Origin of the sequence: Aureimonas populi, from assembly GCF_017815515.1 — a bacterium.
Classification (GTDB): Bacteria; Pseudomonadota; Alphaproteobacteria; order Rhizobiales; family Rhizobiaceae; genus Aureimonas; species Aureimonas populi.
The window spans coordinates 1,056,015-1,082,153 of the sequence record NZ_CP072611.1; the positions used below are offsets into that span (position 1 = coordinate 1,056,015).

Annotated in this window: 26 protein-coding genes and 1 riboswitch; of the genes, 4 read left to right on the top strand and 22 right to left on the bottom strand. The window is 70.5% G+C overall.

The features are described from left to right. The first annotated feature begins 114 nt into the window (after window positions 1–114). From J7654_RS04885 to J7654_RS04895, 3 genes are all read left to right on the top strand, one after another. Entirely contained in the window at window positions 115–834 is a 720-nt protein-coding gene (locus J7654_RS04885) for a LuxR family transcriptional regulator (RefSeq protein ID WP_245195649.1), read from the top strand. Further along, complete coding sequence (locus tag J7654_RS04890; RefSeq protein ID WP_209738699.1) at window positions 834–1,121, top strand: hypothetical protein; 288 nt, start codon at window positions 834–836, stop codon at window positions 1,119–1,121. The genes J7654_RS04885 and J7654_RS04890 overlap by 1 nt, the downstream gene beginning before the upstream one ends. A 126-nt stretch (window positions 1,122–1,247) precedes the next feature. Further along, a complete protein-coding gene (locus J7654_RS04895) occupies window positions 1,248–1,862 on the top strand; it encodes an alpha-ketoglutarate-dependent dioxygenase AlkB family protein (protein ID WP_209738701.1) in 615 nt (204 codons plus the stop codon). A gap of 247 nt (window positions 1,863–2,109) precedes the next feature. Here J7654_RS04895 and J7654_RS04900 read toward each other — a convergent pair whose 3' ends face one another. From J7654_RS04900 to hisB, 8 genes are all read right to left on the bottom strand, one after another. After that, the gene (locus J7654_RS04900; RefSeq protein WP_209738703.1) at window positions 2,110–3,675 is read right to left on the bottom strand and encodes an OpgD/OpgG family glucan biosynthesis protein; all 1,566 of its coding nucleotides are present in this window, start codon (window positions 3,673–3,675) and stop codon (window positions 2,110–2,112) included. A gap of 93 nt (window positions 3,676–3,768) precedes the next feature. Beyond that, on the bottom strand, window positions 3,769–4,725 hold the full coding sequence (gene coaA / locus J7654_RS04905; protein ID WP_209740230.1) for a type I pantothenate kinase: 957 nt from the start codon (window positions 4,723–4,725) through the stop codon (window positions 3,769–3,771). Window positions 4,726–4,730: 5 nt separating this feature from the next. Further along, window positions 4,731–5,063 (bottom strand): phosphoribosyl-ATP diphosphatase, encoded by a 333-nt coding sequence (locus J7654_RS04910; RefSeq protein WP_209738704.1) that lies wholly within the window; start codon window positions 5,061–5,063, stop codon window positions 4,731–4,733. Between the two features lie 26 nt (window positions 5,064–5,089). Beyond that, on the bottom strand, window positions 5,090–5,863 hold the full coding sequence (hisF, locus tag J7654_RS04915) for an imidazole glycerol phosphate synthase subunit HisF (protein WP_209738706.1): 774 nt from the start codon (window positions 5,861–5,863) through the stop codon (window positions 5,090–5,092). Window positions 5,864–5,896: 33 nt separating this feature from the next. After that, window positions 5,897–6,631 (bottom strand): 1-(5-phosphoribosyl)-5-[(5-phosphoribosylamino)methylideneamino]imidazole-4-carboxamide isomerase, encoded by a 735-nt coding sequence (gene hisA, locus J7654_RS04920; RefSeq protein ID WP_209738708.1) that lies wholly within the window; start codon window positions 6,629–6,631, stop codon window positions 5,897–5,899. Next, entirely contained in the window at window positions 6,631–7,284 is a 654-nt protein-coding gene (gene hisH / locus J7654_RS04925; RefSeq protein ID WP_209738709.1) for an imidazole glycerol phosphate synthase subunit HisH, read from the bottom strand. The genes hisA and hisH overlap by 1 nt, the downstream gene beginning before the upstream one ends. Beyond that, the gene (locus J7654_RS04930) at window positions 7,284–7,763 is read right to left on the bottom strand and encodes a DUF2628 domain-containing protein (RefSeq protein WP_209738710.1); all 480 of its coding nucleotides are present in this window, start codon (window positions 7,761–7,763) and stop codon (window positions 7,284–7,286) included. Before J7654_RS04930 ends, hisH begins: the two co-directional genes overlap by 1 nt. Continuing rightward, on the bottom strand, window positions 7,760–8,368 hold the full coding sequence (gene hisB, locus J7654_RS04935) for an imidazoleglycerol-phosphate dehydratase HisB (RefSeq protein ID WP_209738711.1): 609 nt from the start codon (window positions 8,366–8,368) through the stop codon (window positions 7,760–7,762). The genes J7654_RS04930 and hisB overlap by 4 nt, the downstream gene beginning before the upstream one ends. Before the next feature lie 141 nt (window positions 8,369–8,509). Between hisB and hslV the strand changes: the two genes are divergently transcribed. Continuing rightward, window positions 8,510–9,067, top strand: a complete 558-nt coding sequence (gene hslV, locus J7654_RS04940; protein WP_280842357.1) for an ATP-dependent protease subunit HslV — start codon at window positions 8,510–8,512, stop codon at window positions 9,065–9,067. A 70-nt stretch (window positions 9,068–9,137) separates the two neighbouring features. Here the strand turns inward: hslV and J7654_RS04945 are convergent, their stop codons facing one another. The 14 genes from J7654_RS04945 to J7654_RS05010 all read right to left on the bottom strand — a co-directional run bounded on the left by J7654_RS04945 (window position 9,138) and on the right by J7654_RS05010 (window position 26,139). Beyond that, complete coding sequence (locus J7654_RS04945; RefSeq protein WP_209738712.1) at window positions 9,138–10,655, bottom strand: tripartite tricarboxylate transporter permease; 1,518 nt, start codon at window positions 10,653–10,655, stop codon at window positions 9,138–9,140. 21 nt (window positions 10,656–10,676) lie between these two features. Next, entirely contained in the window at window positions 10,677–11,165 is a 489-nt protein-coding gene (locus J7654_RS04950; RefSeq protein ID WP_209738713.1) for a tripartite tricarboxylate transporter TctB family protein, read from the bottom strand. Continuing rightward, on the bottom strand, window positions 11,162–12,118 hold the full coding sequence (locus J7654_RS04955; protein WP_209738715.1) for a Bug family tripartite tricarboxylate transporter substrate binding protein: 957 nt from the start codon (window positions 12,116–12,118) through the stop codon (window positions 11,162–11,164). The genes J7654_RS04950 and J7654_RS04955 overlap by 4 nt, the downstream gene beginning before the upstream one ends. A gap of 280 nt (window positions 12,119–12,398) precedes the next feature. Continuing rightward, on the bottom strand, window positions 12,399–14,879 hold the full coding sequence (locus J7654_RS04960) for a sensor histidine kinase (RefSeq protein WP_245195650.1): 2,481 nt from the start codon (window positions 14,877–14,879) through the stop codon (window positions 12,399–12,401). After that, on the bottom strand, window positions 14,869–15,543 hold the full coding sequence (locus J7654_RS04965; RefSeq protein ID WP_209738718.1) for a response regulator transcription factor: 675 nt from the start codon (window positions 15,541–15,543) through the stop codon (window positions 14,869–14,871). Before J7654_RS04965 ends, J7654_RS04960 begins: the two co-directional genes overlap by 11 nt. Before the next feature lie 43 nt (window positions 15,544–15,586). Beyond that, window positions 15,587–16,312: an energy-coupling factor transporter transmembrane component T family protein gene (locus J7654_RS04970; protein WP_209738720.1), complete on the bottom strand. Its 726-nt coding sequence runs from the start codon at window positions 16,310–16,312 to the stop codon at window positions 15,587–15,589. After that, the gene (locus J7654_RS04975) at window positions 16,306–17,961 is read right to left on the bottom strand and encodes an ABC transporter ATP-binding protein (protein WP_209738721.1); all 1,656 of its coding nucleotides are present in this window, start codon (window positions 17,959–17,961) and stop codon (window positions 16,306–16,308) included. The genes J7654_RS04970 and J7654_RS04975 overlap by 7 nt, the downstream gene beginning before the upstream one ends. Continuing rightward, window positions 17,954–18,526, bottom strand: a complete 573-nt coding sequence (locus J7654_RS04980; protein WP_209738723.1) for an ECF transporter S component — start codon at window positions 18,524–18,526, stop codon at window positions 17,954–17,956. The genes J7654_RS04975 and J7654_RS04980 overlap by 8 nt, the downstream gene beginning before the upstream one ends. A 48-nt stretch (window positions 18,527–18,574) precedes the next feature. Continuing rightward, window positions 18,575–19,192, bottom strand: coding sequence for a YkoF family thiamine/hydroxymethylpyrimidine-binding protein (locus J7654_RS04985; protein WP_209738725.1), 618 nt, complete (start codon window positions 19,190–19,192; stop codon window positions 18,575–18,577). Further along, window positions 19,187–19,299: riboswitch (TPP riboswitch) on the bottom strand. (Overlaps the previous gene by 6 nt.) A 50-nt stretch (window positions 19,300–19,349) precedes the next feature. Beyond that, entirely contained in the window at window positions 19,350–21,143 is a 1,794-nt protein-coding gene (locus tag J7654_RS04990) for a gamma-glutamyltransferase family protein (protein WP_209738727.1), read from the bottom strand. Window positions 21,144–21,163: 20 nt separating this feature from the next. Next, window positions 21,164–22,051: an ABC transporter permease gene (locus J7654_RS04995; RefSeq protein WP_209738728.1), complete on the bottom strand. Its 888-nt coding sequence runs from the start codon at window positions 22,049–22,051 to the stop codon at window positions 21,164–21,166. Further along, window positions 22,051–22,995, bottom strand: a complete 945-nt coding sequence (locus J7654_RS05000) for an ABC transporter permease (protein ID WP_209738730.1) — start codon at window positions 22,993–22,995, stop codon at window positions 22,051–22,053. The genes J7654_RS04995 and J7654_RS05000 overlap by 1 nt, the downstream gene beginning before the upstream one ends. Before the next feature lie 69 nt (window positions 22,996–23,064). Then, complete coding sequence (locus tag J7654_RS05005; RefSeq protein WP_209738732.1) at window positions 23,065–24,570, bottom strand: ABC transporter substrate-binding protein; 1,506 nt, start codon at window positions 24,568–24,570, stop codon at window positions 23,065–23,067. A gap of 63 nt (window positions 24,571–24,633) precedes the next feature. Then, the gene (locus J7654_RS05010) at window positions 24,634–26,139 is read right to left on the bottom strand and encodes an ABC transporter substrate-binding protein (RefSeq protein WP_209738734.1); all 1,506 of its coding nucleotides are present in this window, start codon (window positions 26,137–26,139) and stop codon (window positions 24,634–24,636) included.

Sequence of the window (26,139 nt, forward strand, 5' to 3'; positions counted from 1 at the left end):
ACGAAACGGCCGGCAAAGACCGGTTCCCCGAACGGCGACTTCCGCGTTATGGTCGGCGCGTCCCTCACGAATCGCTCCCTGCCGCCGTTCAGGAGAAGGATCGCTTCCCCGCCGATGTCTGCCGCCTTCGATATTCTCGGCCAGATCGAACGCCCCTGGAGCGAACTGGCGTTGGCCTCGTGCCTGGAGGAGCTGGCGAGCGCCTACGGCTTCAGCCACGTGGCCATCGTCACCATTCCCTCCTCCGACGAGGCCGGGTCGGAGCTGAAGCTCCTGATGACGAACTGGCCGGAGGAGTTCCGCCAGGGCTTCGAGCGGCTGGGGCTGGGCCGCTTCTCGCCGGTGCTGCGCGCCCTGAAGGCCGATCCCGCGCCGTTCATCTGGGACGTCGAGACGCTTCACGGCTACGATCCGGCCGAACCGGGCGAGGCGAGCGCGCAGGCGCGCCTTCTCATCGCGGCCGGCTGCGTGGCCGGCGCCTACTTCCCCGTGCACGGGCTGACCAATTTCAACGGCGCGCTGTTCCTGGCGGGCGCCCGCCCGCCGCTCTGCGAGGCGCAGGCGCACGAGCTGCATCTGGCCGCCTTCGCCATCTTCGGCATCCTGGCCGCCGCGCGCTTCGAGGAGAACAAGCGCAACAACCCCCTGTCGCAGCGCGAGCGCGACTGCCTGAAGCTGGCCATGCTCGGCAAGACCTCCTCCGAGATCGGCACCATCCTGAAGCTGTCGGAATACACCATCTCGCAGCACCTGGCCTCCGCCACGCGCAAGGTGAACGCCTCCAACCGCACCCATGCGGTGGCGCTGGCCGCGCAGCTCGGCTATCTGTCGTGATGCTTCCCACCAACGAGGCCCGGCGCCGCGCGCTCCTTCCGCCGCCTGAGCCACGAGATGGCGAAACACGCCGCGAACTCGCCAAGCTGACGGCGACTTACTATAACGGCCTTGCCGTCTCCGTTTTCGCGGTGGGCGGCCTGGCGCCGCTCGTCGCGGGTTTCTCGCAGTCGCCGATCGACCTTGAAGCGCCCTGGATCGCCGTCCTGAGCCTTGCTGCCTTCGCGCTCAGCCTTGTTGCGCATCTCGTGGCGCGCTATGTTCCGCGCAGGGAGTTTAGACGATGACCACCGAACTCTTCCTGTCTTTCATGATCATGCCCTTGGGCGCAGTCGCGCTGGCGCTGATCGGCGTCTACCTCTTCACGGGGCCGAACCAGCGTTTCTGATCCCTCCGTGTCGGTCGACCACGACGTGAACGTCCTTCCCCGCGGCATCCGGCATTTGCCCGGCTTCTTCGCGCCGGACGCGCAGCGCGCGCTGGTGGAGGAGATCCGCGCCGTGGCGGCGCGCGCGCCCTTCTATCGCCCGGAAATGCCGCGAACGGGCAAGCCCTTCTCCGTGCGCATGACCAATTGCGGCCCGCTGGGCTGGGTCTCCGACCGGCAGGGCTACCGCTATCAGGAGCTGCATCCCGTCACGGGCGAGCCCTGGCCGCCCATCCCGCAGGCGCTTCTCGACCTGTGGGCCGAGGTCGCGGGCCATGCCGCGCCGCCGCAGGCCTGCCTCGTCAACTTCTACGAGGACAAGGCGAAGATGGGCCTGCACCAGGACCGGGACGAGGAGGATTTTTCCGCCCCGGTCGTCTCGGTGTCGCTGGGCGACGCCTGCCTGTTCCGCGTCGGCGAGACCGCGCGGGGCGGGCGCACCACCTCGATCCGGCTCGAGTCCGGCGACGTGGTGGTGCTGGGCGGCGAGGGGCGGCTCGCCTTCCACGGCGTCGACCGCATCTACCCGGCCACCTCGGCGCTTCTGAAGAAGGGCGGGCGCATCAACCTGACCCTGCGCCGCGTAACGCGCCCGGACTGACCCTCCGGCCCGCACTGCCCCTCCCCGCGCGGCATCCCTGCGCGCCTTCACCACCCTATTCCTGCCGCGGCCCTCGCACGCCCGCATTCGTCCTGAGCCGGAATCTGGGTGGAGAGACAAGCCGCTTCTCCTGCGCGGGGGGCGTGGCGAGGAGAGGCGTGGATCCCGGCTCGAGGCCGGGATGATGCAGGTCGGAGGATCATGGAAGGGGCGCCGGCGCGCGGGCGCCGCGATGGCTTCGGTCCTGTCAGGACGCCTGGTCCTCGCGCGTGGGGTGGAACTGGTAGAGCCAGGTCTCGGTGAGGATGGTGTCGCCGCGGCGCAGATAGAGGCGCATGTCCACCGGCCCGTCGTTTTCGGGGCGGAAGTCGAAGCTGGCGCGCCAGGCGGTGCCAACCTTGACCGAATAATTGTCCACCAGGCTCGTCTCGCCCGAGGAGACCTCGACCATCGTCTCCACGTCGTCCACCTCGCGCGCCAGCGCGGCGACGAGGCCCCCGTCGAAGTCCACCACGATCTTGGTGACGCCCTCGGGCCGCGTCTGGCCGGTGACGCCGCCCCGGCCGAGGCGCGTGGCCACCACATGGCCGACCTCGGCGGGGTAGGGCTCCAGGCTGGACCATGTCAGCCGGTAGTCCAGCGCGATCTCGTCGCCGCGCCGCACCGGCCGGTCGGACAGCCAGTAGGCGGCGATATTGTCGTGGATCTCGTCGTCGGTCGGGATCTCCACGAGCTGCACCGCGCCGGGCCCCCAGTCGCCCTTCGGCTCCACCCAGACACCCGCCCGCTTCTCGTAGAACACGCCGTCATCCTGGTAGTTGTCGAAGTCGCGGTCGCGCTGCAACAGGCCGAAGCCCTTCGGGCTCTCGTCGGCAAAGGTGGAGGTCATCACCGCGTCGGGGTTGTTCAGCGGCCGCCAGATGCGCTCGCCCGTGCCGGTCCACATGGCGAGCCCGTCCGAATCGTGCACCTCGGGCCGCCAGTCCTCGCGCCGGCGCCGGTCGGTCTCCGAATACCAGAACATGGAGACGAGCGGCGCGATGCCGACCCGCTCGATGTCCTCCCGCGCGAAGAAGCGCGTCTCGATATCCATCACCACCGGCCCGTCCTTGGCCATGTCCATGCGCAGCGCGCCGGTGATGCGCGCGCTTTCCAGGCTCGCATGGACGAGGATGCGCCCGCCCGTGGGCGAGGGGGAGAGATAGAAGTCGGTGAAACGGGGGAACTCCTCCGGCGTCTGGAGGGCGACGTCGATGGCCAGCGCACGGGCCGACATGCCGAACTGCCCCTCCTCGCCCGAGGTGCGGAAATAGGAGGCGCCCAGGAAGGAGAGCCAGTCCGTGTCGCGCCCCGGCTCCAGCACGCGAAAGCCGGCAAAGCCGATATCCTCGGGCAGCGCGCGGGCCGGGCTGTCGGCGGGCATGCGGAACAGGGCGGGATCGTAGAGAACGGGCCGCGCCTCCCCGTTCTCCACCACATGGACGCCCACCGGGTCCTGGAAGTAGCGGCCCAGATGGAAGAAGCGGATGGGCGCCTCGCCGCCCGGCAGGTCCAGCGTGTTCTCCCGCCGGTACTCGATCCGCCAGTGATTGTCGTAGTCGATCGCCGTCAGCGTCTCGGATGCGCGGGGCGGGGCGGGCGTATAGGCAAGAGTGGCGCGGCGGCGGGCGTCCTCCACCAGCGCCTCGAAGGAGAAGGGGCGGGCATCGCCCAGCGTGACGCCATCCTGCTGCGCGAAGGCGGCGCCCGTCGAAGGCAGGAGTCCCAATGCGGCGAGGCTCGCCAGCACCTGCCGGCGGTTCAAATCGGTCATGGCGGATCGTCCCTTATCCGAACTGGTGCGCGCAATCACTCACGCGTGATGACCAGCTAAAGGATGAAACGCGGCAGGCCGATGGCAAGCCGGCTAAAGTTTTCGCAGTGCAACCTGCTCGATGAAATGGTCGGGCCCCTTGCGCAGGATCAGGTCGGCGCGCGGGCGCGTGGGCAGGATGTTCTCGCGAAGGTTACGGGCGTTGATATCGCTCCACAATCCTTCCGCGATGCGCACGGCCTCCTCCTCCGAGACCTTGGAATAGCGATGGAAATAGGAGCCTTCCTGGCGAAAGGCGGTCTGGCGCAGCCGCAGGAAGCGGGACACGTACCAGCGGCGCAAATCCTGCTCCTGCGCGTCGATATAGATGGAATGGTCGAAGAAGTCCGAGACGAAGGGCACCGCCTTTCCGTCGCGCGGCATCTCGCGCACCTGCAGGACGTTCAGCCCCTCGAAGATGAGGATGTCGGGCCGGTCCACCAGGATCGTCTCGCCGGCCTGCACGTCGTAGGAGAAGTGCGAGTAGACGGGCGCGCGAACGTCCCGCGCGCCCGCCTTGATCTGCGAGAGGAAGCGCAGGATGGACGCCACGTCGTAGCTTTCGGGAAAGCCCTTGCGCCGCATCAGGCCGGCGGCCTCCAGCACGGCGTTGGGATAGAGGAAGCCGTCGGTGGTGACGAGATCGACCTTGGGGCTGGACGGCCAGCGGGCCAGAAGCTCCTTCAGGATGCGCGCCGTGGTGGACTTGCCGACCGAGACCGAGCCGGCGATGCCGATGATGAAGGGCGTCTTGGCGGTTTCCGAGCGCTTGAGGAAGCGCTGGCGCTTGGCGAAGAGGAGCTGCGAGGATTCCACATGCGCCGACAGCAGGCGCGAGATCGCGACATAGATGCGCGAGACCTCCTCCAGGTCGACCGGGTCGTCCAGCGAGCGCAGGCGCCGCAGCTCGTCCTCGCTGAGCGTCAGCTCCATGTCGGCGCCCAGCGCCGCCCATTCCTCGGCCGAGAAGAAGCGGTAGGGCGAAAGGCCCGAGGGCGTGATCTGGTCCATCCCGCTCAAGCGCCGCCGCTCGCGGGCCGGCCCGCCTTCTCCTCCAGCCCCGTCTGGGCCGTGCGCCCCTCCAGCTCGGCCATCACGGAGGCAAGGGGGACGCCGCGAATCCTCAGCACCACGAGGAGATGATAGAGAAGGTCGGCCGCCTCGCCGGCCAGCGCCTTGTCGTCCTCCGAAAGGGCGGCGATCACCGTTTCCACCGCCTCTTCGCCGAGCTTCTTGGAAGCGCGAGAGACGCCGCCGGCCGCGAGCCTGGCCGTGTAGGAGGCGGGATCGGCGGAGCCGGCGCGCGCGGCGACGATGGCATCGAGCGCGGCAAGGGTGAAGTCGCTCATCGGCAAGGGCCCTCCCGGGGAGTGTTTCAGATGGCGTCCTGGCGCATGGGCAGGCCGGCGGCCGCCATGTGCGCCTTGGCCTCGGCCACGCTGTAGGTGCCGAAATGGAAGATGGAGGCCGCCAGCACCGCCGTGGCGCCGCCCTCCCGGATGCCGGCGACGAGATGGTCGAGCGTGCCCACGCCCCCGGAGGCGATGACCGGCACGGGCACGGCGTCCGCCACCGTGCGCGTCAGCTCGATGTCGAAGCCGGACTTGGTGCCGTCGCGGTCCATGGAGGTGAGCAGGATTTCGCCCGCGCCGAGCTCGGCCACGCGAACGGCGAACTCCACCGCGTCGATGCCCGTCGCCTCGCGCCCGCCATGGGTGAAGATCTCCCAGCGCGGCGTCTCGCCGGGGATGCGACGTGCGTCGATGGCCACGACGATGCACTGGTTGCCGAACTTGTCGGCAGCCTGCGCCACGAAGTCCGGCCGCTTCACCGCCGCCGTGTTGATCGACACCTTGTCCGCGCCCGCCAGCAGGAGCTTGCGGATATCGCCGACCTCGCGCACGCCCCCGCCCACCGTCACCGGCATGAAGCACTGCTCGGCGGTGCGGGCCACCACGTCGAAGATCGTCTCGCGATCGTCGGAGGAGGCGGTGATGTCGAGGAAGCAAAGCTCGTCCGCCCCCGCCGCATCATAGGCCCTGGCGGCCTCGACGGGATCGCCCGCATCCACGAGGTCGATGAAGTTGACGCCCTTGACGACGCGGCCGTCCTTCACGTCGAGACAGGGAATGACGCGGGCTTTCAGCATGGGCGCGATCCGGTTTGACTCACGTGAAACATCTCAGGCCGCCAGGCGCCGCAGCGCCTGTGCCGGGTCGATCCGCCCGTCATAGAGCGCGCGGCCGGTGATGGCGCCTTCGAGGCGGGCCGCGTCGCTGCGGGCCAGCCGCTCGATGTCCTCCATGGAGGCAAGGCCGCCGGAGGCGATGACGGGAATGGAGACGGCCTCCGCCAGGGCGATGGTGGACTCCCAGTTGATCCCGGCGAGAATGCCGTCGCGGTCGATGTCGGTATAGATGATCGCCGAGACGCCGGCGTCCTCGAAGCGGCGGGCGAGGTCGAGAACCGTCAGCTCGGAAGCCTCGGCCCAGCCCTCCACCGCCACCTTGCCGCCCTTGGCGTCCACGCCGACGGCGATCCGGCCGGGAAAGCGCCGGGCCGCCTGCCGGACCAGCGCGGGGTCGCGCACGGCGACGGTGCCGAGGATGACGCGCGAAAGGCCCCTGGACAGCCAGCCTTCGATGGCCTCGAGGCTGCGGATGCCGCCGCCGAGCTGGATCTCCATGCGCCCGCCCACGGAAGCCACGATCGCATCCACCGCCGCGCCATTGACGGCGCGTCCCTCGAAGGCCCCGTTCAGGTCCACGACATGCAGATGGGAGAAGCCGGTCTCGGCAAAGCTCAGCGCCTGCGCGGCGGGGTCTTCGTTATAGACCGTGGCCTCGTCCATCAGGCCGAGCTTCAGGCGCACGCACGCCCCGTCCTTGAGGTCGATGGCGGGAAAGAGGATCGGCATCAGGGCTTCCAGGCAAGGAAATTGGCCAGCAGCGCAAGGCCGAGGCGCTGGCTCTTCTCGGGGTGGAACTGCGTGCCGGCCTTGTTGCCGTGCGCCACGAGCGCGGTGACGGGCCCCCCATACTCCGTGACCGCGACCAGATCCTCCTCGCGCGCCGCGCGCAAGTGATAGGAATGGACGAAATAGGCATGAAGCCCCGCCTCGCCCGTCTCGATCCCGGACAGGAGCGCGTGGTCGCGTTTCACGTGAATCGTGTTCCAGCCGATCTGGGGAATCTTCAGCGACGGGTCGGACGGCTCGATGGGCACGACGTCGCCGGCGATCCAGTCCAGCCCGGGCGTCACGGTCTTCTCCAGCCCCCGCGTGGACATGAGCTGCATCCCCACGCAGATGCCGAGGAAGGGCCGCGCCTTCTCCTCCACCGCCTCGCGCAGCGCCTCCACCATGCCGGGAACCGCGTCCAGCCCGGCGCGGCAGTCCGCATAGGCGCCCACCCCCGGCAGGACGATGCGGTCGGCGGTGCGGACCGCCTCGGCGTCGTCGGTGAGATCGACGGCGATGGAAACGCCGCTTTCGCGCGCGGCCCGCTCCAGCGCCTTGTGCGCCGAGCGCAGATTGCCGGAGCCGTAGTCGATCAGGGCCAGCCGCTGCATCAGCGCCCCCTTGCCGTTGCGAGGAGGGTATGGCCGCTGCGCCAGCCTGCCAGGACCGGCAAAGGCCGGCGGGGAGGGGCGGCGGGGGGCTTGGACGGCGGATCGCCCGCGTCCTCTATAATTGGATCGGAGCCGAAATAGATCAGTTCGGCCTCCTCATGCGAGGCGGCGTGGACGATCGCGACCTCTCTGGCACCGTGCCGGCGCGCGCGCCACACCCGAAGGCGCGGCCCCTCCAGCGCGACGGCGAGCGACAGGAGGACGAGCACGGCGAGACCCGCCCCCTCCGCGCCGAGACGGGCGGCGGCGGCGAGAACCGCGACCTGTGCCGCCAGCACCAGGAGGCCCGAGAGGATGAGACGATGGGCGAGAAGCCAGATGGCGGGGACGAGGAAGGCGACCCACGAGAAATGATCGCGCACGAGGAGCGCGCGCTCGCCGCCATGCCGGCCCCCGCCAAGGACGACGAAGCGCCTCACGCCAGCATACCCTTGGTGGAGGGAACGAGGTCGGCCTGGCGCGGATCGAGCGACACGGCCTCGCCCAGAACGCGCGCCACCGCCTTGAAGCAGGTCTCCGCGATATGATGCGAGTTCTCGCCGTAGAGGGTCTGGATATGCAGGGTCAGCCCGGCATTCTGCGCGAAGGCCTGGAAGAATTCGCGCACCAGCTCGGTGTCGAACGTGCCGATCTTCTGCGTGCGGAACTCGGCCTTGAAGACGAGGAAGGGCCGGCCCGACACGTCCACCGCCGCGCGCGTCAGGCATTCGTCCATGGCAAGGTCGAGCGAGGCGTAGCGGCGGATGCCGCGTCGCTCGCCCAGCGCCTGCCGCACCGCCTGCCCCAGCGCGATCCCCGTATCCTCCACCGTGTGGTGGTCGTCGATATGCAGGTCGCCCTTGGTCTCCACCTCCATGTCGATCAGCGAATGGCGGGCGAGCTGGTCGAGCATGTGGTCGAAGAAACCCACGCCCGTGGAGATGGTCGAACGCCCCGTGCCGTCGAGATCGACACGGACCCGAATCGAGGTTTCCTTCGTCGCGCGATGAACCTGCGCGTCGCGCCGTCCGGCGGTGATGGCCATGATGGATGGTCCGCTGCTTGAAGCCGTCGCGCGTTCATACAGGCTCGCGCGCCTTTCGCCAATCTCGGCTGCTTCTTTGCAAGCGGGCCCCGGCGCTCCCATATGGCGGGCTGAGGTTCGAGACACGGAAAAAAGACGACCATGGAACAGCACGACCCGGCGAAGATGTATGCGACCACGATCGTGACCGTGCGCAAGGGCGGCAAGGTCGTGATCGCCGGCGACGGGCAGGTCTCGCTCGGCAACACGGTGATGAAGGGCAATGCGCGCAAGGTGCGCCGCATCGGCAAGGGCGGCCATGTCATCGCGGGCTTTGCCGGCGCCACGGCCGACGCCTTCACGCTTCTGGAGCGGCTGGAGGCCAAGCTCGAGCAATATCCCGACCAGCTTATGCGCGCCTGCGTGGAACTGGCCAAGGACTGGCGCACCGACCGCTATCTGCGCCGGCTGGAGGCGATGATGATCGTCGCCGACAAGCAGGTGACGCTGACGCTGACCGGCAATGGCGACGTGCTGGAGCCGGAGAACGGCGTGATCGCCATCGGCTCGGGCGGCAATTACGCGCTGGCGGCGGCGCGCGCGCTGGCCGACACCGATTTCGATGCCGAGGAGATCGCCCGCCGCGCGATGAAGATCGCCGGCGAGATCTGCATCTACACAAACGACAATGTGGTGGTGGAAACGCTCGACGCTGTGTGAGCGCCTTCGCGTGAACGAGGAAAGGGCCCGGCGCCGAGCGCCGGGCCCTTTTCGTTGCGGCGGGCCGGCCTCAGTCCTCGTCGGCGGCGAGCTGGGCCAGCATCTTGCCACGGCCGCGCGCGCGCAGGATCATCGGCACCACCAGCGCCAGCACCGCCAGCGACAGCAGCGCGACGGCGAGCGGCGAGCCGACGAGCACCGAGGCGTCGCCCTGGCTGATGGCGAGCGCCCGCCGGAGCTGCTGCTCGGCCATGGGGCCGAGGATGAGCCCCACCACCACTGGCGCGATGGGGTAGCCGAAGCGGCGCATGAAATAGCCGAGAAGACCGAAGGCGAGCAGGAAGCCGAGCTCGACCGAGGAGGGGTTCGCCCCGATGCAGCCGAGCGTGGCGAAGACGAGGATGCCCGCATAGAGCCAGTGGCGCGGGATCGTCAGGAGCTTCACCCACAGGCCGATCAGCGGCAGGTTGAGCACGACCAGCATCAGGTTGGCGATGAGCAGCGAGGCGATGAGGCCCCAGACGAGCTGCGGCGAGGTGACGAAGAGCAGCGGCCCCGGCTGGAGGCCGAACTGCTGGAACGCCGCCAGCATGATCGCCGCCGTCGCCGAGGTCGGCAGGCCCAGCGTCAGCAGCGGCACCAGCGTGCCGGCGGCGGACGCGTTGTTGGCCGCCTCCGGCCCGGCCACGCCCTCGATGGCGCCCTTGCCGAACTCCTCGGGGTGCTTCGTCAGGCTCTTCTCGGTGGTGTAGGAGAGGAAGGTGCCGATCTCGGCCCCGCCCGCCGGCATGGCGCCGATGGGAAAGCCGATGGCGGTGCCGCGCAGCCACGGCTTCCAGGAGCGGCTCCAGTCCTGCCGGTTCATCCAGACCGAGCCCTTCACCGCCTGCACCATGGCCGGCGCGCGTGCCCCCCCGGCGGCCACCACCATCGCCTCGCCGATGGCGAAGAGCGCGACGGCCAGCGTCGTCACCTCGATGCCGTCCAAAAGGTTCGGCACGCCGAAGGCCAGCCGCGCCTGGCCCGTCTGCAGGTCGATGCCGATGAGGCCGAGCGTCAGGCCGATGGCGAGCGCGGTGAGCCCGCGCAGGGCCGAATCGCCGAAGGCCGCCGAGACGGTGACGAAGGCCAGCACCATCAGCGCGAAATACTCCGCCGGCCCGAAGGAGAGCGCGAAGGAGACGATGACGGGGGCGAGGAAGGCGAGCGCGAGCGTGGCGATGAGCCCGGCCACGAAGGAGCCGATGGCGGCCGTGGCCAGCGCCGGGCCGCCGCGCCCGCGCCGCGCCATGGCGTTGCCCTCCAGCGCGGTGATGATGGAGGCGCTCTCGCCGGGCGTGTTGAGCAGGATGGAGGTCGTCGAGCCGCCATACATGCCGCCGTAATAGATGCCGGCGAACATGATGAGCGAGCCGGTGGCATCGAGCTGGTAGGTGACGGGCAGGAGCAGCGCCACCGTCAGCGCCGGGCCGATGCCCGGAAGCACGCCGACGGCGGTGCCGAGCGTGACCCCGATCAGCGCGTAGAAGAGGTAGATCGGCTGGGCGGCGTGAACCAGGCCCTGGCCGAGAAGTGCGAGCGTATCCAATGGATGGCCCTCCCTTGGGCGTCAGACCAGAAGCAGTTCCAGCGGCCCGGCCGGAAGGCGAAGGCGCAGGGCTTGCGAGAAGACGAACCAGATGACGAGCGACAGGAGGATGCCGATGGGGATCGTCTTCCAGAACTGGCGCTGGCCGAAGGCCCTGGCGGTGGCGGCGAAGAGGAGGCCGGTGGCGATGGAGAAGCCCGCCACGTTCAGCAGCAGGAGCTGCGCCGCGAGCCCGCCCACGATCCACACGATGGGGCCGATCTCGTCCGCCTCCCGCTCGGGGAAGCGGCCCCGCCATGCCTCCACCAGCGTCCAGACGGCGAGCGCCAGCAGGCCCGCCGCCACCGCGTAGGGAAAGGCCGTCGGCCCGATCCGGGCATAGGCGCCCCCGGCCAGCCGGCTGGCGTCGTAGGCGACGAGAAGCCCCAGCGCGAGAAGGGCGATGCCGATGACCAGCGCCGCCCTGTCGGGGCGGCGCTTCAGCGGCGTGCGATCGGGGAGTCCGCTCACTGCGAGACGAGGCCGATCGTGGTGAGGATGCCGCGCGTATCCTCGATGTCCTGGGCGAGCTCGGCGCGGAACGCCTCGCCGGCCAGGAAGGTGTCGGCCCAGTTGTTGCGCGCCAGCGTCTCCTGCCACTGGGGCGACTGCGCCATCGCCTCCACATCGGCGGTGATCTGCGCCACCTGCTCCTCGCTCAGGCCCGGCGCGGCCGCGACCATGCGCCAGTTCTCCAGGCTCACGTCGTAGCCCGCCTCCTGCAGCGTCGGGGCGTCCACGCCCTCGATGCGCTCGTCGGAGGTCACGGCCAAGAGCCGCATCGTGCCCGCCTCGATCTGGCTCTCGAACTCGCCATAGCCGGAGATGCCGGCCGCCACCTGGTTGCCGAGGATGGCCGCCAGCGCCTCGCCGCCGCCGGAGAAGGCGATGTAGTTGATCTGCGTGGGATCGACGTCGGCGGCCTGCGCGAAGAGGCCGGCGGCGATATGGTCCGTGCCGCCCGCCGAGCCGCCCGCGATGGCGACGGAGCCGGGATTCTCGCGCATGGCGGCGGCCAGGTCGTCGATGGTCTGGTAGGGCGAGGCGGCCGGAACGACGATGGCCTCGGCCTCGCCGGTCAGGCGCGCGATGGGCGTCACGTCGTCCAGCGTCACGGGCGAATTGTTGGTCAGGATCGCCCCGACCATGACGTAGCCGCCCACGATCAGCGCGGACGGATCGCCCGCCTTGCCCTGCGCGAACTGGGCCAGTCCGATCGTGCCGCCGGCGCCCGGCACGTTGACCACCTGCACGTCGCTGGCCACGCCCGCTTCCTGCATGGCGATCTGCATGGCGCGGGCCGTCTGGTCCCAGCCGCCGCCGGGCGAGGCGGGGGCGAGGATCTCGTAGGACGCGGTCTGGGCAAGGGCGCCGGCCGGCGAAAGGCCGGCCGCCAGCAGGGCGGCGAGCAACAGGGTCTTCATCTTCATTCCTCCCACGCGGCGCGATGCGCGCCGACAAGCTTTTTCGAAGCAGGCAGGCTCGCCAAGCGGAACGGGCACGCGGGGGATGGACGATTCGTCTGGCCGCGAGTCCCTCCAGACCCGCTTTTTTCGCCCGCGCGGCGGCGCTGAAGCGCCGCTGCGTCCTACCCATCCGAGCGTGCCGGCGCCGATCAGCGGCCAGCCATCGGAAGGCTAGGCCGGCAAGTCTGTCGAAAACCTGTCATCGGCCGGCCAGTGGCGAAGATTCGGCCCCCATCCCTCATCGTCCGGGTGCGACGATCTCCAGCCAGGTGTCGAGGAAGCGGTCGCGGCGCTGCCGGTCGAGCGCCACGAGGAGGGAGGGGCCGAGCGCGATGGGCTGCACCGCGCCGCGCCCGAGCGCGGCGATCCGCTCGGCGGTCCACAGGCCGGGCGAGCCGGGCATCACCGCGCCGAGGGCGGAGGGGCCCGCCAGGATCGCCTGTCCGGCGGGGGAGAGGGTGAAGTCCACGAAGGCGCGCGCCAGCTCCGGCCTCGGCGCGTCCACGGGAATGAGCATGGTGCGGGTCAGCACCAGCACGTAGTCGTCCGGCACCACGATGCCGATGGGCGCGCCCGCCGCCTGCCGCGCGAAGGCGTAGGAACCGAGGACATTGTAGCCGAGCGCCAACTCGCCAGCCTCGAGGCGCGTCAGCATGTCCGGGCTGGAGCCGCTGAGTTGCACGCCCGCGCGGCCGAAGGCGCTGGCGAGCCGCCAGAAATAGGAGGAGATCGCCCCGTCCTGCGCGGCGAGGAGATAGCCGACGCCGCTGCGGGCGATGTCGTAGGTGGCGATGCGCCCGGAAAAGCGCTCCGGTTCCCGTTCCAGAAGCTCGGCCAGCTCCAGATGCGTGCGCGGCGCCTCGTCCTCGCGCACGAGATCGCGGTTGAAGACGATCACCGCCGGCTCGAAGGAGAAACCGAACACCTCCGAGCGCCACTGCGCCCAGCGCGGCAGGGCGTCCAGCGCCGGGGCCTCGTGGCTCTGCGCGTGTCCGTCATTGGCGAGCTTGACCTGAAGGTCGGAGGCCGAGCTCATGAGGATGTCGGGCGCGGGCCGGCGCCCGCCGGCCCGGTAGCGCTCGTAGATCGGCAGGGTCTCGCCCTCCACATACTCCACCGCGACGTCGCGATGGACGGCCTGGAAGGCTTCCACCAGCGGCGCGAAGAGGGGCGTGTCGGTGGTGCCGACGATGGTGAGGCGCCGCCCCTCGCCCCCGTCCGGCGGCGGATAGAAGCTCGAGGCGGCCTCCGCCGCCGAGCCGGCGAAGGCCAGCGCGGCGGCCAGGAGCACGAGCACGGCGCCCGCCCGCCGGCCACCGTCCCGGCCCGGCGCCTCCTCCTCCTCCCAGGCGGGCGCCACGGGCAGTTCGAGGCGCACCGTCAGTCCCCCGCCCGGCCGGTCCTGAAGGCTGAGGCGCCCGTCCAGCGCCTTGACGACGCGCGCCACGATGGAGAGGCCGAGCCCCGACCCCGCCTTGCCCTCGCCCGCCGCGCCGCGCTTGAAGCGGCCGAGGACGAGGGGCTTTTCGGCGTCCGCGATGCCCGGCCCCCGGTCGCTGATCTCGATGGCGACGACATCGTCCGGGCGCGCGGCGAGGGCGATCTCCACCATCCCGTCCGAATAGGTGAGCGCGTTGTCGACGAGGTTGCGCAGCATCTCGCGCAGGACGACGCGGTCGCCCGCCAGATGCGCATCGGCGGCGGGCGCGTCGATATGGATGACGAGGCGGTCGGCGAGATCGGGGTCGAGGCGCCCGCGCACCTCCTCCACCACCGCCGTCAGGGGCGTGGGCGCGGCGGCGCGCGCTTCCAGCCGGTGCGAGATCGTCGCGTCCATCAGGAGCTGCGAGACGAGCTGGCTGGCGTGGACGGCGCCGGCATGGATGCGCGCGACCTGCCGGCGCAGGGCCTGCGCGTCCCGCTCGCCCCGCGCCACCTCGGCCTGCGCGCGCAGCGAGGCCAGCGGCGTGCGCACCTCGTGCGCGGCCTCGGCCACCAGCGCCTCCAGCCGCTCACGCGCCGTGCGCAGCCGGCCCATGAAGTCGTTCAGCGCCCCGACGAGATGGCTGACCTCCAGCGGCACGGGCACGTCCACCGGCGAGAGGTTCTCCGGCGAGCGCGAGCGCAGGTGCCGCTCCAGGACGAGCAGCGGGGCGAAGACGCGCCCCACGCCGAACCAGACGAGGCCCAAGGACAGGAGCGTCAGCGCCACCACGGGCACGATGGCGTTGCCCAGGGTCTCGGCCGCCAGCGCCTCGCGCTCGGCCCTCGTCTCGGCGACGCGGATCGTCACCCAGCCGGTGCCGCTGGCGGTGGAGACGAGGCGCCCGGCGCTGGCCACCCGCACCGTCTCGCCGCGATAGGCGATGTCGGCGAAGGCGGGGTCGCCCGTCTCGGCCGGGGCCAACTCGGTCGAAAGGTCGGGATAGCCGGTGACGAAGGCCCCGTCCGGCCCCTGCACGGAATAGAAGATGCGGTCCTGGCCCGAGAACATGGCGAAGGAGGCGAGCGGCAACTCCACCGTGACGGTGCTCCCTTCCGCCTGCACCGCCCCCGCGATGGTCAGCGCGGAGGCGCCGAGCAGCCGGTCGAAGGCGCGGTCCGCCGCGCGGTCGGCATAGTCCCGGATGAAGGCCACCAGCACGAGGGCGGCGAGGAGGAGGAGGGCCGTCGCGAAGATGAGGATGCGCCGGCGCAGCGAGAAGGCGTCACGTCGCATCGCGCACCCGCGCGACATAGCCGATGCCGCGCACCGTGACGATCTCCACGCCCGAGCCCTCCAGCTTGCGGCGCAGGCGCGAGACGTAGAGCTCCAGCGCGTTGGTGGAAACCGCCTCGTCGAAGGAGAAGAGCTGCGCCATCAGCCGTTCCTTGGGCACAACCGTGCCCTTGCGGGCGAGGAAGATCTCCAGGAGGCGGAACTCGCGCCGGCCGAGCTCCACCGGGCTGCCCTCCACGCTCACCGTGTGGCCGGCAAGGTCGAGCGTGAGACCGCCCGCCACCGTGACGCTGGTGGTCTGGCCGGCGGGGCGGCGCAGCAGCGCACGCAGGCGCGCATCCAGCTCGCGCAGGTCGAAGGGCTTGACGAGGTAGTCGTCGGCGCCCTGGTCGAGAAGGCTGATCTTGTCGTCGATCTCCGAGCGCGCGGTGACGACGAGGATGGGGATGGCCGATTTCTCGCGCCGAAGCTGCGAGATGACGGAGAGCCCGTCGCGCCCCGGCAGGGTGAGGTCGAGGATCATGGCGTCGAAGCGTTCGCAGGCCGCGCTTTCCAGCGCCAGCTCCCCCGTGCGCACCCATTCCACCGAATGGCCGGCATTGCGCAGATGCCGGTTCACGGCATCGCCGAGGTCCTCGTTGTCTTCCACCAGCAACATCCGCATGAGGCCTGTTCTGCCACATCTTCGCCCCCGCCGCGATAGCGCCTCAGAGGGCGAGGCACAGGGCGAGGCACGCCGCGAGCACTGCTGCGAAGGCCGCGTCCCGGCGGCAGAAGCCCGGCACGTCGAGGATGGTGCGCGCGCGGCCCGCGTCGAAGCCCCGCGCCTCCATGGCGATGGCGGTGCGGCCCGCGCGGCGGATGGCGAAGGCGATGAGCGGGATGAGGAGCCGGAAAAGCTCGCCCGGCCCCGGCACGCGCCGCAGGCCGCGCCCGCGCCGCATCGCCTCGGCGAGGCGTAGCTGGTTCGCCTTCGCCGCCAGGTCCGGCACGATCTGCATGGCGGCGAAGAGCGAATAGGCGATGCGCGGCGGCAGCCGGCCATAGGCCATGGCGGCGCGGACCAGGGCGCCGGGGTCGATGGAGAAGGCGAAGAAGATCGAGATCGTGCCGCCCGCCAGCGCCCGCAGGAAGAGGACGAGCCCCGCGCCGAGCGCGTCCGAGCGCGCCAGATCGGCCGAGAACACCGCCACCGCCGCCGCGTTCTCCTGCCGGAACAGCACGTTGGTGGTGAAGAAGCCGAAGCCGAAAAGCGCGAAGGGCACCATCAGCCCCAGGAACGCCAGCGGCGACACCGCGCGCGAGGCCAGAAGCATGGCGGCGAAGAGCAGGATCGCGGCGAGCTGGAACGGGGCGCGGAAGACGAGCGTGGTGGCCAGGATCCAGACGAGGCAGACGGCCAGCACCGTCAGCGGGTTGAGGCGCTTCAGCATCGACCCTCCAGCCAGCGCAGCGCCGGCGCGCCGGCGGGTTCGCCAAGGCCGCACTCGCCCATCAGCCCGGCGTCGAGCAGGAGGTCGCGCGCCGGGCCTTCCGCCAGAAGGCGGCCCCCGCCCAGAAGGGCCGCGCGGTCGCAAAGGCGCAGCGCGAAATCCATGTCGTGGGTGATGAGGACGAGCGCGCGGCCCTTGGCGCGCAGGGCCTCGATGCGAAGCGCCAGCCCGTCCACGCCCGCCGCGTCGAGCCCCGCCGTCGGCTCGTCGAGCACGATGAGCGGCCAGCGGTCGGCCGCATCGATGGCGGCCAGCGACAGCCGGCGCTTCTGCCCCTCCGAGAGGGTGAAGGGATGGCGGTCCTCCAGCCCCGACAGGCCATAGGCCTCGATGGCGGCGTTTATGGCCGCCTGCCGGTCCCCGCCGTCCATGGCGCGGGGCAGCATGGCGGCGATCTCGTCCCGCACGCAGCCAGTGGCGAAATGGTCTTCGGCGTGCTGGAGGGCGATGGCGCCGGGCGGCCCCTCGCGCCGGCCGGCCTTGAGGCGCAGGAGGCCGGCAAGGCTTGCCCCCAGCGTGGACTTGCCCGCCCCGTTGCGTCCCAGAAGCGCGAGCACCTCGCCGCCCCGCACGCCGATATCGACGCCATGCAGGACGGCCGGCGCCAGGAAGGGGGCGCAGTCGGCCCCCCGCAGCCGCGCCACCGGCGGGCCGGAGGGGGCCGTGCGCGGCGGCGGCAGGCGGCGGCCGAGGAAGGACGCCACGCCCGCCCGCGCCGCCTCGCTTCGCGGCAGGGCCGCCAGCGCCTCCTCCATTGTCAGCGGCGGGTGCGGCAGGGTCAGCCCGGCGGCGATCAGGCAGGCGTCGAGATCGCTCGCCGCCGGCCGCCAGACGCCCTCGCGGACGAGGGCCGCGTGATGGGCGCGGAAGATCGCGCGCGGGGCCCCTTGCGCCAGCACCGTGCCGGAGCGGCCGAGAACCACCACGCGGTCCATCGCCTCGATCATCCCGTCCAGCCGGTGGTCCACCACCAGCACCGCGTCGCACGGCGCGGTGCTGGCGAGAAGCGCGTGGAGACGCGCGGCGACCTCAGGCGAGAGATGCGCCGTCGGCTCGTCGGCGATGAGGATCGGCGCGTCCTGCGCCAGGACGGCCGCGAGCGCGACGAGCTGGCGCTCCCCGCCCGAAAGGGCGAGCGAGCGCCGCCCCAGCCAGTCGGCCGGCAGGCCCAGAAGCGCCGAGACCTCCTTCACCCGCGCCTCGATGGCCTCGGGCGCGAGGCCGCGATTCTCGCCGGAAAAGGCGATCTCGTCCTTCACCCGCATCCCGCACAGGACCTGGTCCGCGTCCTGGAAGTAATGCGCCACCGCGTCGGACCATCCGGCCGGCGGGCGCGAGGCGGAGGGCGCGCCGAGGATGAAGGTCTCGCCCTCGACCGTAGCCGGCACCGAGTGCGGCACGAGGCCGGTGAGCGCGAGCAGCAGCGAGGACTTGCCGGAGCCGGAGGGGCCGAGCAGGAGGACGCGCTCCCCCCGCGCGAGGGCGAGCGAGACGGGCCCCACGGCGGCGCGTCCGGCATGGGGGAAGGCGATGGAGACGCCCCGCCATTCCGCCGCCGGGCCGGGAGCCCCGGCCGGGCCCTCAGGCACGGCCGGCCCGCCGGTCCTCGTCGATCCGCAGCCCGTGCAGGACGCCGGTCCTGTAGAGCGCCTGGACGATGGCGTGGCCCAGAAGCCCGCCGAGCAGCGCGCCGGACAGGCAGCGCAGCACGAACATGGTGACGATGAGGCCGGGCTCCAGCGCGCCGTAGTCGAAGCGCACCCAGGTATAGGCGAAGCTGAAGACGGCGGCGCCCACGCCCGCCGCCATCAGGACGGGCAGGCTGTAGCTGCGCCAGCGCGTCAGCGCGAAGACCAGCTCCGCGCCGGCCCCCTGCACCATGCCGGTGACGATGAGCAGGAGCCCCGCCGGGCTGCCGAGAAGGATCTGCACGGCGGCGGCCAGCACCTCGGCCCCGAAGGCGACGCCGGGCTTGCGCACGATGGCGGCGGCCACCATGGAGGCGATGAACCAGAAGCCCATGAACACGTCCATGGAGATTGCCCCGAAGGCAGCCTGCGCCACCAGCCAGAGCTGCACCCAGGCGAGATAGAGAACGGCGAAGACGGCGCCGAGCACGGCGATGATCAGGGTTTCGCGCAAGGTCCAGCGCATGGCGGCATTCTCCCGGGGGGCGTAAGGCGGGGCAGGAGGCAGGGCCGCTCAGGGCCGGGCGGCCGCCGAGGGGCTGTTGGCCGAGACGGTGAGGTCGAGCGCCAGATGCGCCTCGGCCGGCGCGAAGCGCAGGAAGGCCTGCGCCAGCGTCTCGAAGACCGGGCCGGCGTCGCCGTCGAGCCGGGTGCAGAAGTTCTTGGAGCGGCCGAAGACGCCCGACGCCTTCAGGAAGTCGATGCAGGCGTAGATCTCGTCCATGTGGCGGCCCGCGCCCAGCGGATAGTAGGAGAACTGCGCCGCCACGCGCCGGCCCGTTTCCCGCGCGGCACCGACGGCGGCCAGGCTTTGCGCCACCCGCTCCTCCAGGCTTCCGAGGACGGTGAAGCCTTCGGCCGGCGTGCAGATGTCGGCGTCCGGCTCCCCCGGGCAGCCGCGCGAGACGGTGGCAGACAGGACGGTGTGCCGGCCCGTGCCGGCCGCCGCCACGAAGAGGTCGCGCATGGCGGGAAACAGCTCGCCCGGCGGGCCGACGAGCAGCGTGGACAGGTCGTCCGTCTCGATGCGGAAACGGTCCCGATAGGGATCGAGCGCCGAGAGGGCGCCGAGGATGACGGGGACGAAATCGTCCGTCATCGGGTAAAGGGACATCTGCGCGCCCGAAAACATCGGCCTTGCCCTCGCTCCGCTGGCATTACCCAGATCAGCTTGAAGGGTTTGAGGGCCTGGCGCCCTCCTCTCAGCCCCGGCCTGACGGAGCACCCCTGTTCATGGCCCGGCTTCTACAGGCTCGCCCGCCCGCGCGCAACGGCGAAGGCGGGCGGGCTCAGCGCGCGATGGCGTAGGCCTGCATCAGGCGCGGGGTGGCGGCGGCGTGGATGAGCCCGTCCGCGTCGCGCGCGGCGGCCACGAGCCGCCCCACCGTCCAGGCGGGAGCCCGCTCCACATCGTGGCCGCGCCGGGCAAGGTCCGCCAGCACCACCTCGCCGAAGCTCTCCTCGATGGTGAGGTTCCCCGGCCGGCGCTCGCGCGGGTAGAAGGAGGAGGGGAAGTGGGCCGTGTGGCTCATCGGCAGGTCGATGGCCTCCTGCAGGTTCAGCCCGTGATGCGCATGGCGCAGGAAGAGCAGGAGCTGCCACTGCTCCTGCTGGTCGCCGCCCGGCGAGCCGAAGACCATGTAGGGCTTGCCGTCCTTCTCCGCCAAGGTGGGGGTGAGCGTGGTGCGCGGGCGCTTGCCCGGCGCCAGCGAGGCCGGCAGCCCCTCCTCCAGCCAGAACATCTGCGCGCGCGTGTTGAGCATGAAGCCGAGCTCGGGGATGACGGGCGAGGACTGGAACCAGCCGCCGGAGGGCATGGCCGCCATCATGTTGCCCCAGCGGTCCACGGCATCGACATGCACCGTGTCGCCGCGCCGGGCCGAGCGCATCTCGGCGGTCGTCGGCTCGTTGGCGGCCGAGGCGGTGCCGACCTTGGAGAGGCGCTCCAGCGCTTCCACGACGCGGGCCACCTGGTCCTCGTAGCCCGGCACGGTGCCGGGGCGCAGGTCGCGCGAGGCCTGCGCGCCCACCAGCTCCGCCCGCCGCGCGCCATAGGCGTCCGACAGCAGCGCCTCCAGCGGCACGTCCACGAAGGCCGGGTCGCCGTAATAGGCCTCGCGGTCGGCGAAGGCGAGCTTCATGGCCTCGCTCAGCGTGTGGATGAAGTCGGCCGAGGCCGGCCCCATGGCGGCGAGGTCGAAATTCTTCAGGATCGAGAGGGTCTGGAGGAAGACCGGCCCCTGGCCCCAGGGCCCGGTCTTGGCGACGCGGAAATCGCCGTAGTCGAGCGTGGCGGGCGCCTCGTAGCTCGCCTCCCACCCCGCCATGTCGTCCGCGGTGATGACGCCGCGATGGCGCGCGCCGCTCTGGTCCATCACCTCGTTCGTCCGGGCGAATGCGTCGATCGCCTCGGCCACGAAGCCCTTGTAGAAGGCCTCGCGGGCCTTCTCGATCTGGCGCTCGCGGCTGCCCCCGGCGCTCTCGGCCTCCTTCAGGACGCGCTTCCAGGTGGCGGCGAGCGGCGCGTTGCGGAAGAGGCGGCGGGCCTGCGGCAGCGCTCCGCCGGGCACGTAGAGCGCGGCCGTGGTGGGCCACTCGGCCTCGAAGAAGTCCTTCAGCCCGGCGATGGTGTTGGCCACGCGCGCCAGCATCGGGTGGCCGTGCTCGGCGTAATAAATCGCGGGCTCCAGCACGTCGCGCAGGCTCATGGAGCCGTGGTCGCGCAGGAGCGTCATCCAGGCGTCGAAGGCGCCGGGAATGACGGTGGCGAGCAGGCCGTTGCCGGGGATCAGCGCCAGGCCCTCGGCGCGGTAGTGCTCGATCGTGGCGCCGGCGGGCGCCGGACCCTGCCCGCACAGGACCTCGGTCCTGCCGGTCCTGGCCGAATGGAACAGGATGGGCACGTCGCCGCCGGGGCCGACGAGATGCGGCTCCACCACCTGAAGCACGAAGGCGCTCGCGATGCCGGCGTCGAAGGCGTTGCCGCCGCGCTCCAGCAGCGACATGCCGCTCGCGCTCGCCAGCCAGTGGGTGGAGGTGACGGCGCCGAAGGTGCCGAGGAGTTCGGGACGGGTGGTGAACATGAACGCTGCTCGCTTGTTTTCTAGATCTCGCGCGGGTCGAGCGCGTCGCGCAGGCCGTCGCCGAGGAGGTTGAAGCCCAGCACCACGAGGAAGATCGCCGCGCCCGGGAACACGGACATGGTGGGCGCCTGGCTCATGAAGTTCTTGGCCGTGTTCAGCATCGAGCCCCAGGAGGGATTGGGCGGCTGCTGGCCGAGGCCGAGGAAGGAGAGCGAGGCCTCCGCGATGATGGCGGCGGCGATGGTGAGGCTGGCCTGCACGATGATGGGCGGCAGCGTGTTGGGGAACACGTAGCGCACGATGATCCAGACATTCGGCAGGCCGATGGCCCGCGCGCCCTCCACATAGTCCTCCGCCTTCACCGAGAGCGTCTGCGCGCGGGTGATGCGGATGAAGATGGGCACGGCCGACAGGCCGATGGCGATCATCGCGTTGGTGAGGGAGGGGCCGAGGAAGGCGGCGAGCGCGATGGCCAGGATCAGGAAGGGGATGGCCAGGAGCGCGTCTGTGAAGCGCGAGATGACCATGTCCGTCCAGGAGCCGAAATAGCCCGCCACCAGCCCCAGCGGCACGCCGATGGCCACCGCGATGCCGACCGAGACGACGCCCGCCATCAGCGAGGCACGCGCGCCGTAGAGCATCCGCGAGAAGATGTCGCGGCCCAGCTCGTCCGTGCCGAACCAGAAGGCGGCCGAGGGCGCCTGCCGTATCGTCAGGAAGCTCGTCTGGAACGGGTCGTAGGGCGCGATGAGCGGCGCCAGGATCGCGCAGAGCGCGAAGAAGCCGACGATGAAGGCGCCGGCCACCGCCGCCTTGTTGCGCGTGAACTTGGCGAGCCCCCGGCTGCGGACGCGCCGGGGCGCCACCGGCGGGAGGGCGGCCTTGGGAGAGGAGGTGACGGCGCTCATCAGGCATGCCTCAGGCGGGGGTTGATGAGGACGTAGAGAACGTCGGCGACGAGGTTCATGAAGATGAACCCGATGGCGGTCACGAGCACCACGCCCTGCACGACGGCATAGTCGCGGGTGAAGACGCCGTCGACGATCAGCTTGCCGAAGCCGGGAATGGTGAAGATCTGCTCGGTCAGCACCGCGCCGGCGATCAACTCGCCGAAGATGAGCGTCAGCAGCGTCACGATGGGCACCAGCGCGTTGCGCAGCGCGTGCTTGTAGACCACGACGGCCGGCAGCAGGCCCTTCGCGCGGGCGGTGCGGATATAGTCCGAGGTCAACACGCCCAGCATGGCCGAGCGGGTGTGGCGCATGAGGTTGCCGGCCAGGGCCGTGCCGAGCACGATGGAGGGCATGAGCATGGTGCGCAGCGACTGCCACAGATCCTCCGAGGGCGGCACGTAGCCCGAGGCCGGCAGCCACTGCATCCGCACCGAGATGAAGAAGATCAGGAGGATGCCGAGCCAGAAATTGGGGATCGACAGGCCCGACAGGGCGAAGACATTGGCGAGGTAATCCACCCACGTCCCCTTCTTCACCGCGGCGAGGATGCCCACCGGAATGCCGATGACGATGGCCCAGAACATCGCCATGGTGGCGAGCTGGATCGTGACCGGCAGCTTCTGGACGATGAGCGTCGTCACCGCGATGTCGGTGCGCAGCGAAACGCCGAAATCGCCCTGCAGCACCTGCCAGACCCAGTGGAAATACTGAACATGGATCGGGTCGTTCAGCCGGTACTGCTCGCGCAGATAGGCGAGCACCTCCGGGTCGCGCTCCTCGCCCGCCAGCGTCAGGATCGGGTCGCCCGGCAGGAGCTTCTGGAGCGCGAAGACGATCAGCGAGACGAGGACGAGCGTCGGAATGGCGATCGCGACCCGCTTGGCGATGATCTGGAGCATGGGCTGGCCCGTCTGTGCTGGGGGGTCATGGGGGCGGAAGGCCGGGCGGCCTTGCGCGAAGGCGCGGCGTCAGTCCGAGAGGGTGACGCCCTTCAGCCGGATCATGCCGTCGGGATGGGCGGCGAAGCCTTGCAGGCGCGCCGACACGCCGAAGGCGCGCACCTGGTAGTAGAGGCTGATATGGGGCAGTTCCTCCTGGAGGATGGCCTGCGCCGCGCTGTACAGGCGCACGCGCTCGTCCGTGTCGGTCACGCGCCGGGCTTGCGTCAGCAGCCGGTCCACCTCCTCGTTGCAGTAGCGCCCGTCATTGAGGCTGCCCTCGCAGGTGGCGAACGGGTGGATGTTGCCGTCCGGGTCCGGGCGGCCGGACCATGCGGCCTGCGCCACCGTGAAATTGCCGGCCGTCATCTCCTGCTGCATGGCGGCGAACTCGGTCGGGCGCAGCGTCACGTCGAAGCCCGCCTCCGCCGCCATGGCCTGGATCAGCTCGGAAACCTGCTGGTTGGTGGTGGTGATGCCGAAGGTCAGCTCCACCGGCACGCGCTCGTGGCCCGCTTCCGCCAGAAGGGCGCGGGCCGCCTCCACGTCGCGCCTCGTCGGCTGGATGCTCTCGTCGTAGAAGGCGCTGGCCGGCGGGAAGGGCTGCTGGGCGGGCGTGAAGATGCCGAAGCCCACCACCTCGTTGATCACGTCGCGGTCGATGGAGAGCTGGAAGGCCCGGCGCACGCGCGCGTCCTGCCCCATCGGCGTTCTGGCCAGCTCGCCATTGCCGGTGTTGATGCGCAGCGAGACGTAGCCCGTGCCCGCTTCCTGAAGGAAGACGAGGTTCGGGTCGGCCTCCACCGCCGCGATGTCGTTGGGCGCGAGGCGCTCCAGAAGCTCGATGTCGCCAGACTGGAGATTGGCCAGGCGCACCGTTGCGTCGGGGATCGGCAGGAAGACCAACCGGTCGAAATGATACTCGTCCGCCTCCCAGTGGTCCTCGAACTTCTCCAGGACGATGCGGTCGTTCTGCACCCGTTCCACGAAGCGGTAGGGCCCCGAGCATACGGGCTGTTGCGCGAAATTGCCCTCGAAGCTGGCCGGCGACATCATCATGCCCGCACGGTCCGACAATTGGGAGAGAAGCGTGGCGTCCGGCTCGGACAGGTGGAAGGCGACGGCGTGTTCGCCCACGACCTCGACTCTCTCCACCGAGGCGAGCTCCGAGCGGCGAAGCGAATCGGGCAGCTCCATGGCGCGCTCGATGTTGAGGCGCACGGCCTGCGCGTCGAAGGGCGTGCCGTCGTGGAACACGGCGTCCTCGCGCAGCGCCAGGGTGAGGACGGTGTTGTCCTCGTTCCACGACCATTGCGTGGCCATCTCGGGCACGATGGACAGGTCCGGCGCCACGTCCACCAGCTTGCCGCAGAGCGAGGAGAACACCATGCGGCCCACGAAGGTGCGCGCCCGGTGCGGGTCGAGCGCGTCCGGGTCCTCCTGAAGGCCGATGCGCAAGGTCGTCCCCTGTGCGAGGGCCTGCGTCGCGGTCCCGGCCAGGAGGGCGGCGAGGAGAAGGGGGCGGGTGATGCGCATCGGGGTGTCTCCGTCGGATGGGGGAAAGGGAGCGCCGGCCGCGGGCCGGCGCCCGGCGCCGCGTCAGTCCGCCTTGGTCATGCCGCGCAGGCGGATGAGATTGTCGGGATAGGGCGTGAAGCCCTCGACATTCGCGCGCAGCACGAAGGGCGAGTTCTGGTGATAGGTGTAGATGATCGGCAGGTCCTCCTGCAGGATCGCCTGCGCCTCGTCGTAGAGCGCCTTGCGCTCGGCCGGGTCGGAGACCTGCCGCGCCTCGGTGAAGAGGCGGTCGACCTCCTCGTTGCAATAGCGCGAATCGTTGTTCGCCCCGTCGCAGGCCAGGTGCGAGTAGGTGTTGCCGTCCGGATCGACGCGGCCGGACCAGCCGCTGGCGGTCGCCTGGAAATTGCCACCCTGCATCTCGGCCAGCAGCGAGGCGAACTCCATCGGGCGCAGCGTCACGTCGAAGCCCGCCTCGGCGACCATCGCCTGGACCAGCTCGCCGAGCTGCCCGGCCTGCGTGGAGGTGGCGATGGTCAGCTCGAAGGGGACGCGGTCGAGGCCGGCCTCGTCGAGCAGCGCGCGCGCCGCCGCCACGTCGCGCGTCGTCACCGGGAATTCCTCGGCGTGATACGGGCTGGTGGGCGGGAAGGGCTGCTGGGCCGGCTCCCAGATATTGTTGCCGACCACCTGCGTGATGATCGACTTGTCGAGGGCGAGCTGCAGCGCCTTGCGCACGCGCGGGTCCTGGCCGAGCGGGTTTTCCGAGCGCGGGCCGTTGTCGGTGTTGATGCGGATGGCCTGGTAGCCCAGCGTCGGGGCGACCACGAGCTCGAGATTGGCGTCGCCCTCCACCGTCTGCGCGTCGCTCGGCGTCATGCGCTCCAGCATGTCGAGGTCGCCCGACTGGAGATTGGCCAGGCGCACCGTGCCGTCCGGGATGGGCAGGAAGATGACCTGGTCGAAGGCGTATTCGTCCGCCGCGTAATGGTCCTCGAACTTGGACAGGACGATGCGGTCGTTCTGCACGCGGGTCTCGTATTTGTAGGGGCCCGAGCACACGGGCGTCCAGCTTCCCTCCTGCTCGAAGGAGGCGGGCGACATCATGATGCCGCCGCGGTCGGAGATCTGGGCGAGCAGCGGCGCGTTCGGCTCGTCGAGCTGGAAGCGCACGGTGAACTCGTCCACCACCTCCACGCTCCGGATGGCCGAGATGTCGGTGCGCACGAGGCTGTCGGGCAGGGTGAGCGCGCGCTCCACATTGGCCTTCACGGCCTCTGCGTTGAAGGGCGTGCCGTCGTGGAAGAGCGCGTCCTGGCGCAGGTTGAAGGTGAGCTGCGTCCCGTCCTCGCTCCACTCCCAGTCGGTGGCGAGCGCCGGCACGAATTCGAGCTCGGGCGAGATGTCGATCAGCCTGTCGCAGAGCGAGGCGTAGACGATGCGCCCCACGAAGGTGCGCGAGCGATGCGGATCGAGGAGGTCGGGGTCCTCCGCAAGGCCGATCCTGAGGGTCGAGCTCTGCGCCAGTGCCGGCACGGCGGTTCCGGCCAGGAGAGCGGCGACGAGAAGGGTCTTCTTCAGGCTCAT

Coding starts and splice junctions, on each gene's coding strand:
- J7654_RS04980 (WP_209738723.1), bottom strand. CDS start 18,526: ATGCGCTGGACCTTGCGCGAAACCCTGATCATCGCCGTGCTCGGCGCC.
- J7654_RS04910 (WP_209738704.1), bottom strand. CDS start 5,063: ATGAGCGACTTCACCCTTGCCGCGCTCGATGCCATCGTCGCCGCGCGC.
- J7654_RS04900 (WP_209738703.1), bottom strand. CDS start 3,675: ATGACCGATTTGAACCGCCGGCAGGTGCTGGCGAGCCTCGCCGCATTG.
- J7654_RS04995 (WP_209738728.1), bottom strand. CDS start 22,051: ATGAGCGCCGTCACCTCCTCTCCCAAGGCCGCCCTCCCGCCGGTGGCG.
- coaA (WP_209740230.1), bottom strand. CDS start 4,725: ATGGACCAGATCACGCCCTCGGGCCTTTCGCCCTACCGCTTCTTCTCG.
- J7654_RS04955 (WP_209738715.1), bottom strand. CDS start 12,118: ATGAAGACCCTGTTGCTCGCCGCCCTGCTGGCGGCCGGCCTTTCGCCG.
- J7654_RS04990 (WP_209738727.1), bottom strand. CDS start 21,143: ATGTTCACCACCCGTCCCGAACTCCTCGGCACCTTCGGCGCCGTCACC.
- hisF (WP_209738706.1), bottom strand. CDS start 5,863: ATGCTGAAAGCCCGCGTCATTCCCTGTCTCGACGTGAAGGACGGCCGC.
- J7654_RS04885 (WP_245195649.1), top strand. CDS start 115: ATGTCTGCCGCCTTCGATATTCTCGGCCAGATCGAACGCCCCTGGAGC.
- J7654_RS05000 (WP_209738730.1), bottom strand. CDS start 22,995: ATGCTCCAGATCATCGCCAAGCGGGTCGCGATCGCCATTCCGACGCTC.
- hisB (WP_209738711.1), bottom strand. CDS start 8,368: ATGGCCATCACCGCCGGACGGCGCGACGCGCAGGTTCATCGCGCGACG.
- hisA (WP_209738708.1), bottom strand. CDS start 6,631: ATGCCGATCCTCTTTCCCGCCATCGACCTCAAGGACGGGGCGTGCGTG.
- J7654_RS04960 (WP_245195650.1), bottom strand. CDS start 14,879: ATGCGACGTGACGCCTTCTCGCTGCGCCGGCGCATCCTCATCTTCGCG.
- J7654_RS04970 (WP_209738720.1), bottom strand. CDS start 16,312: ATGCTGAAGCGCCTCAACCCGCTGACGGTGCTGGCCGTCTGCCTCGTC.
- J7654_RS04985 (WP_209738725.1), bottom strand. CDS start 19,192: ATGTTTTCGGGCGCGCAGATGTCCCTTTACCCGATGACGGACGATTTC.
- hslV (WP_280842357.1), top strand. CDS start 8,510: ATGGAACAGCACGACCCGGCGAAGATGTATGCGACCACGATCGTGACC.
- J7654_RS05005 (WP_209738732.1), bottom strand. CDS start 24,570: ATGCGCATCACCCGCCCCCTTCTCCTCGCCGCCCTCCTGGCCGGGACC.
- J7654_RS04965 (WP_209738718.1), bottom strand. CDS start 15,543: ATGCGGATGTTGCTGGTGGAAGACAACGAGGACCTCGGCGATGCCGTG.
- J7654_RS04890 (WP_209738699.1), top strand. CDS start 834: ATGCTTCCCACCAACGAGGCCCGGCGCCGCGCGCTCCTTCCGCCGCCT.
- J7654_RS05010 (WP_209738734.1), bottom strand. CDS start 26,139: ATGAGCCTGAAGAAGACCCTTCTCGTCGCCGCTCTCCTGGCCGGAACC.
- hisH (WP_209738709.1), bottom strand. CDS start 7,284: ATGCAGCGGCTGGCCCTGATCGACTACGGCTCCGGCAATCTGCGCTCG.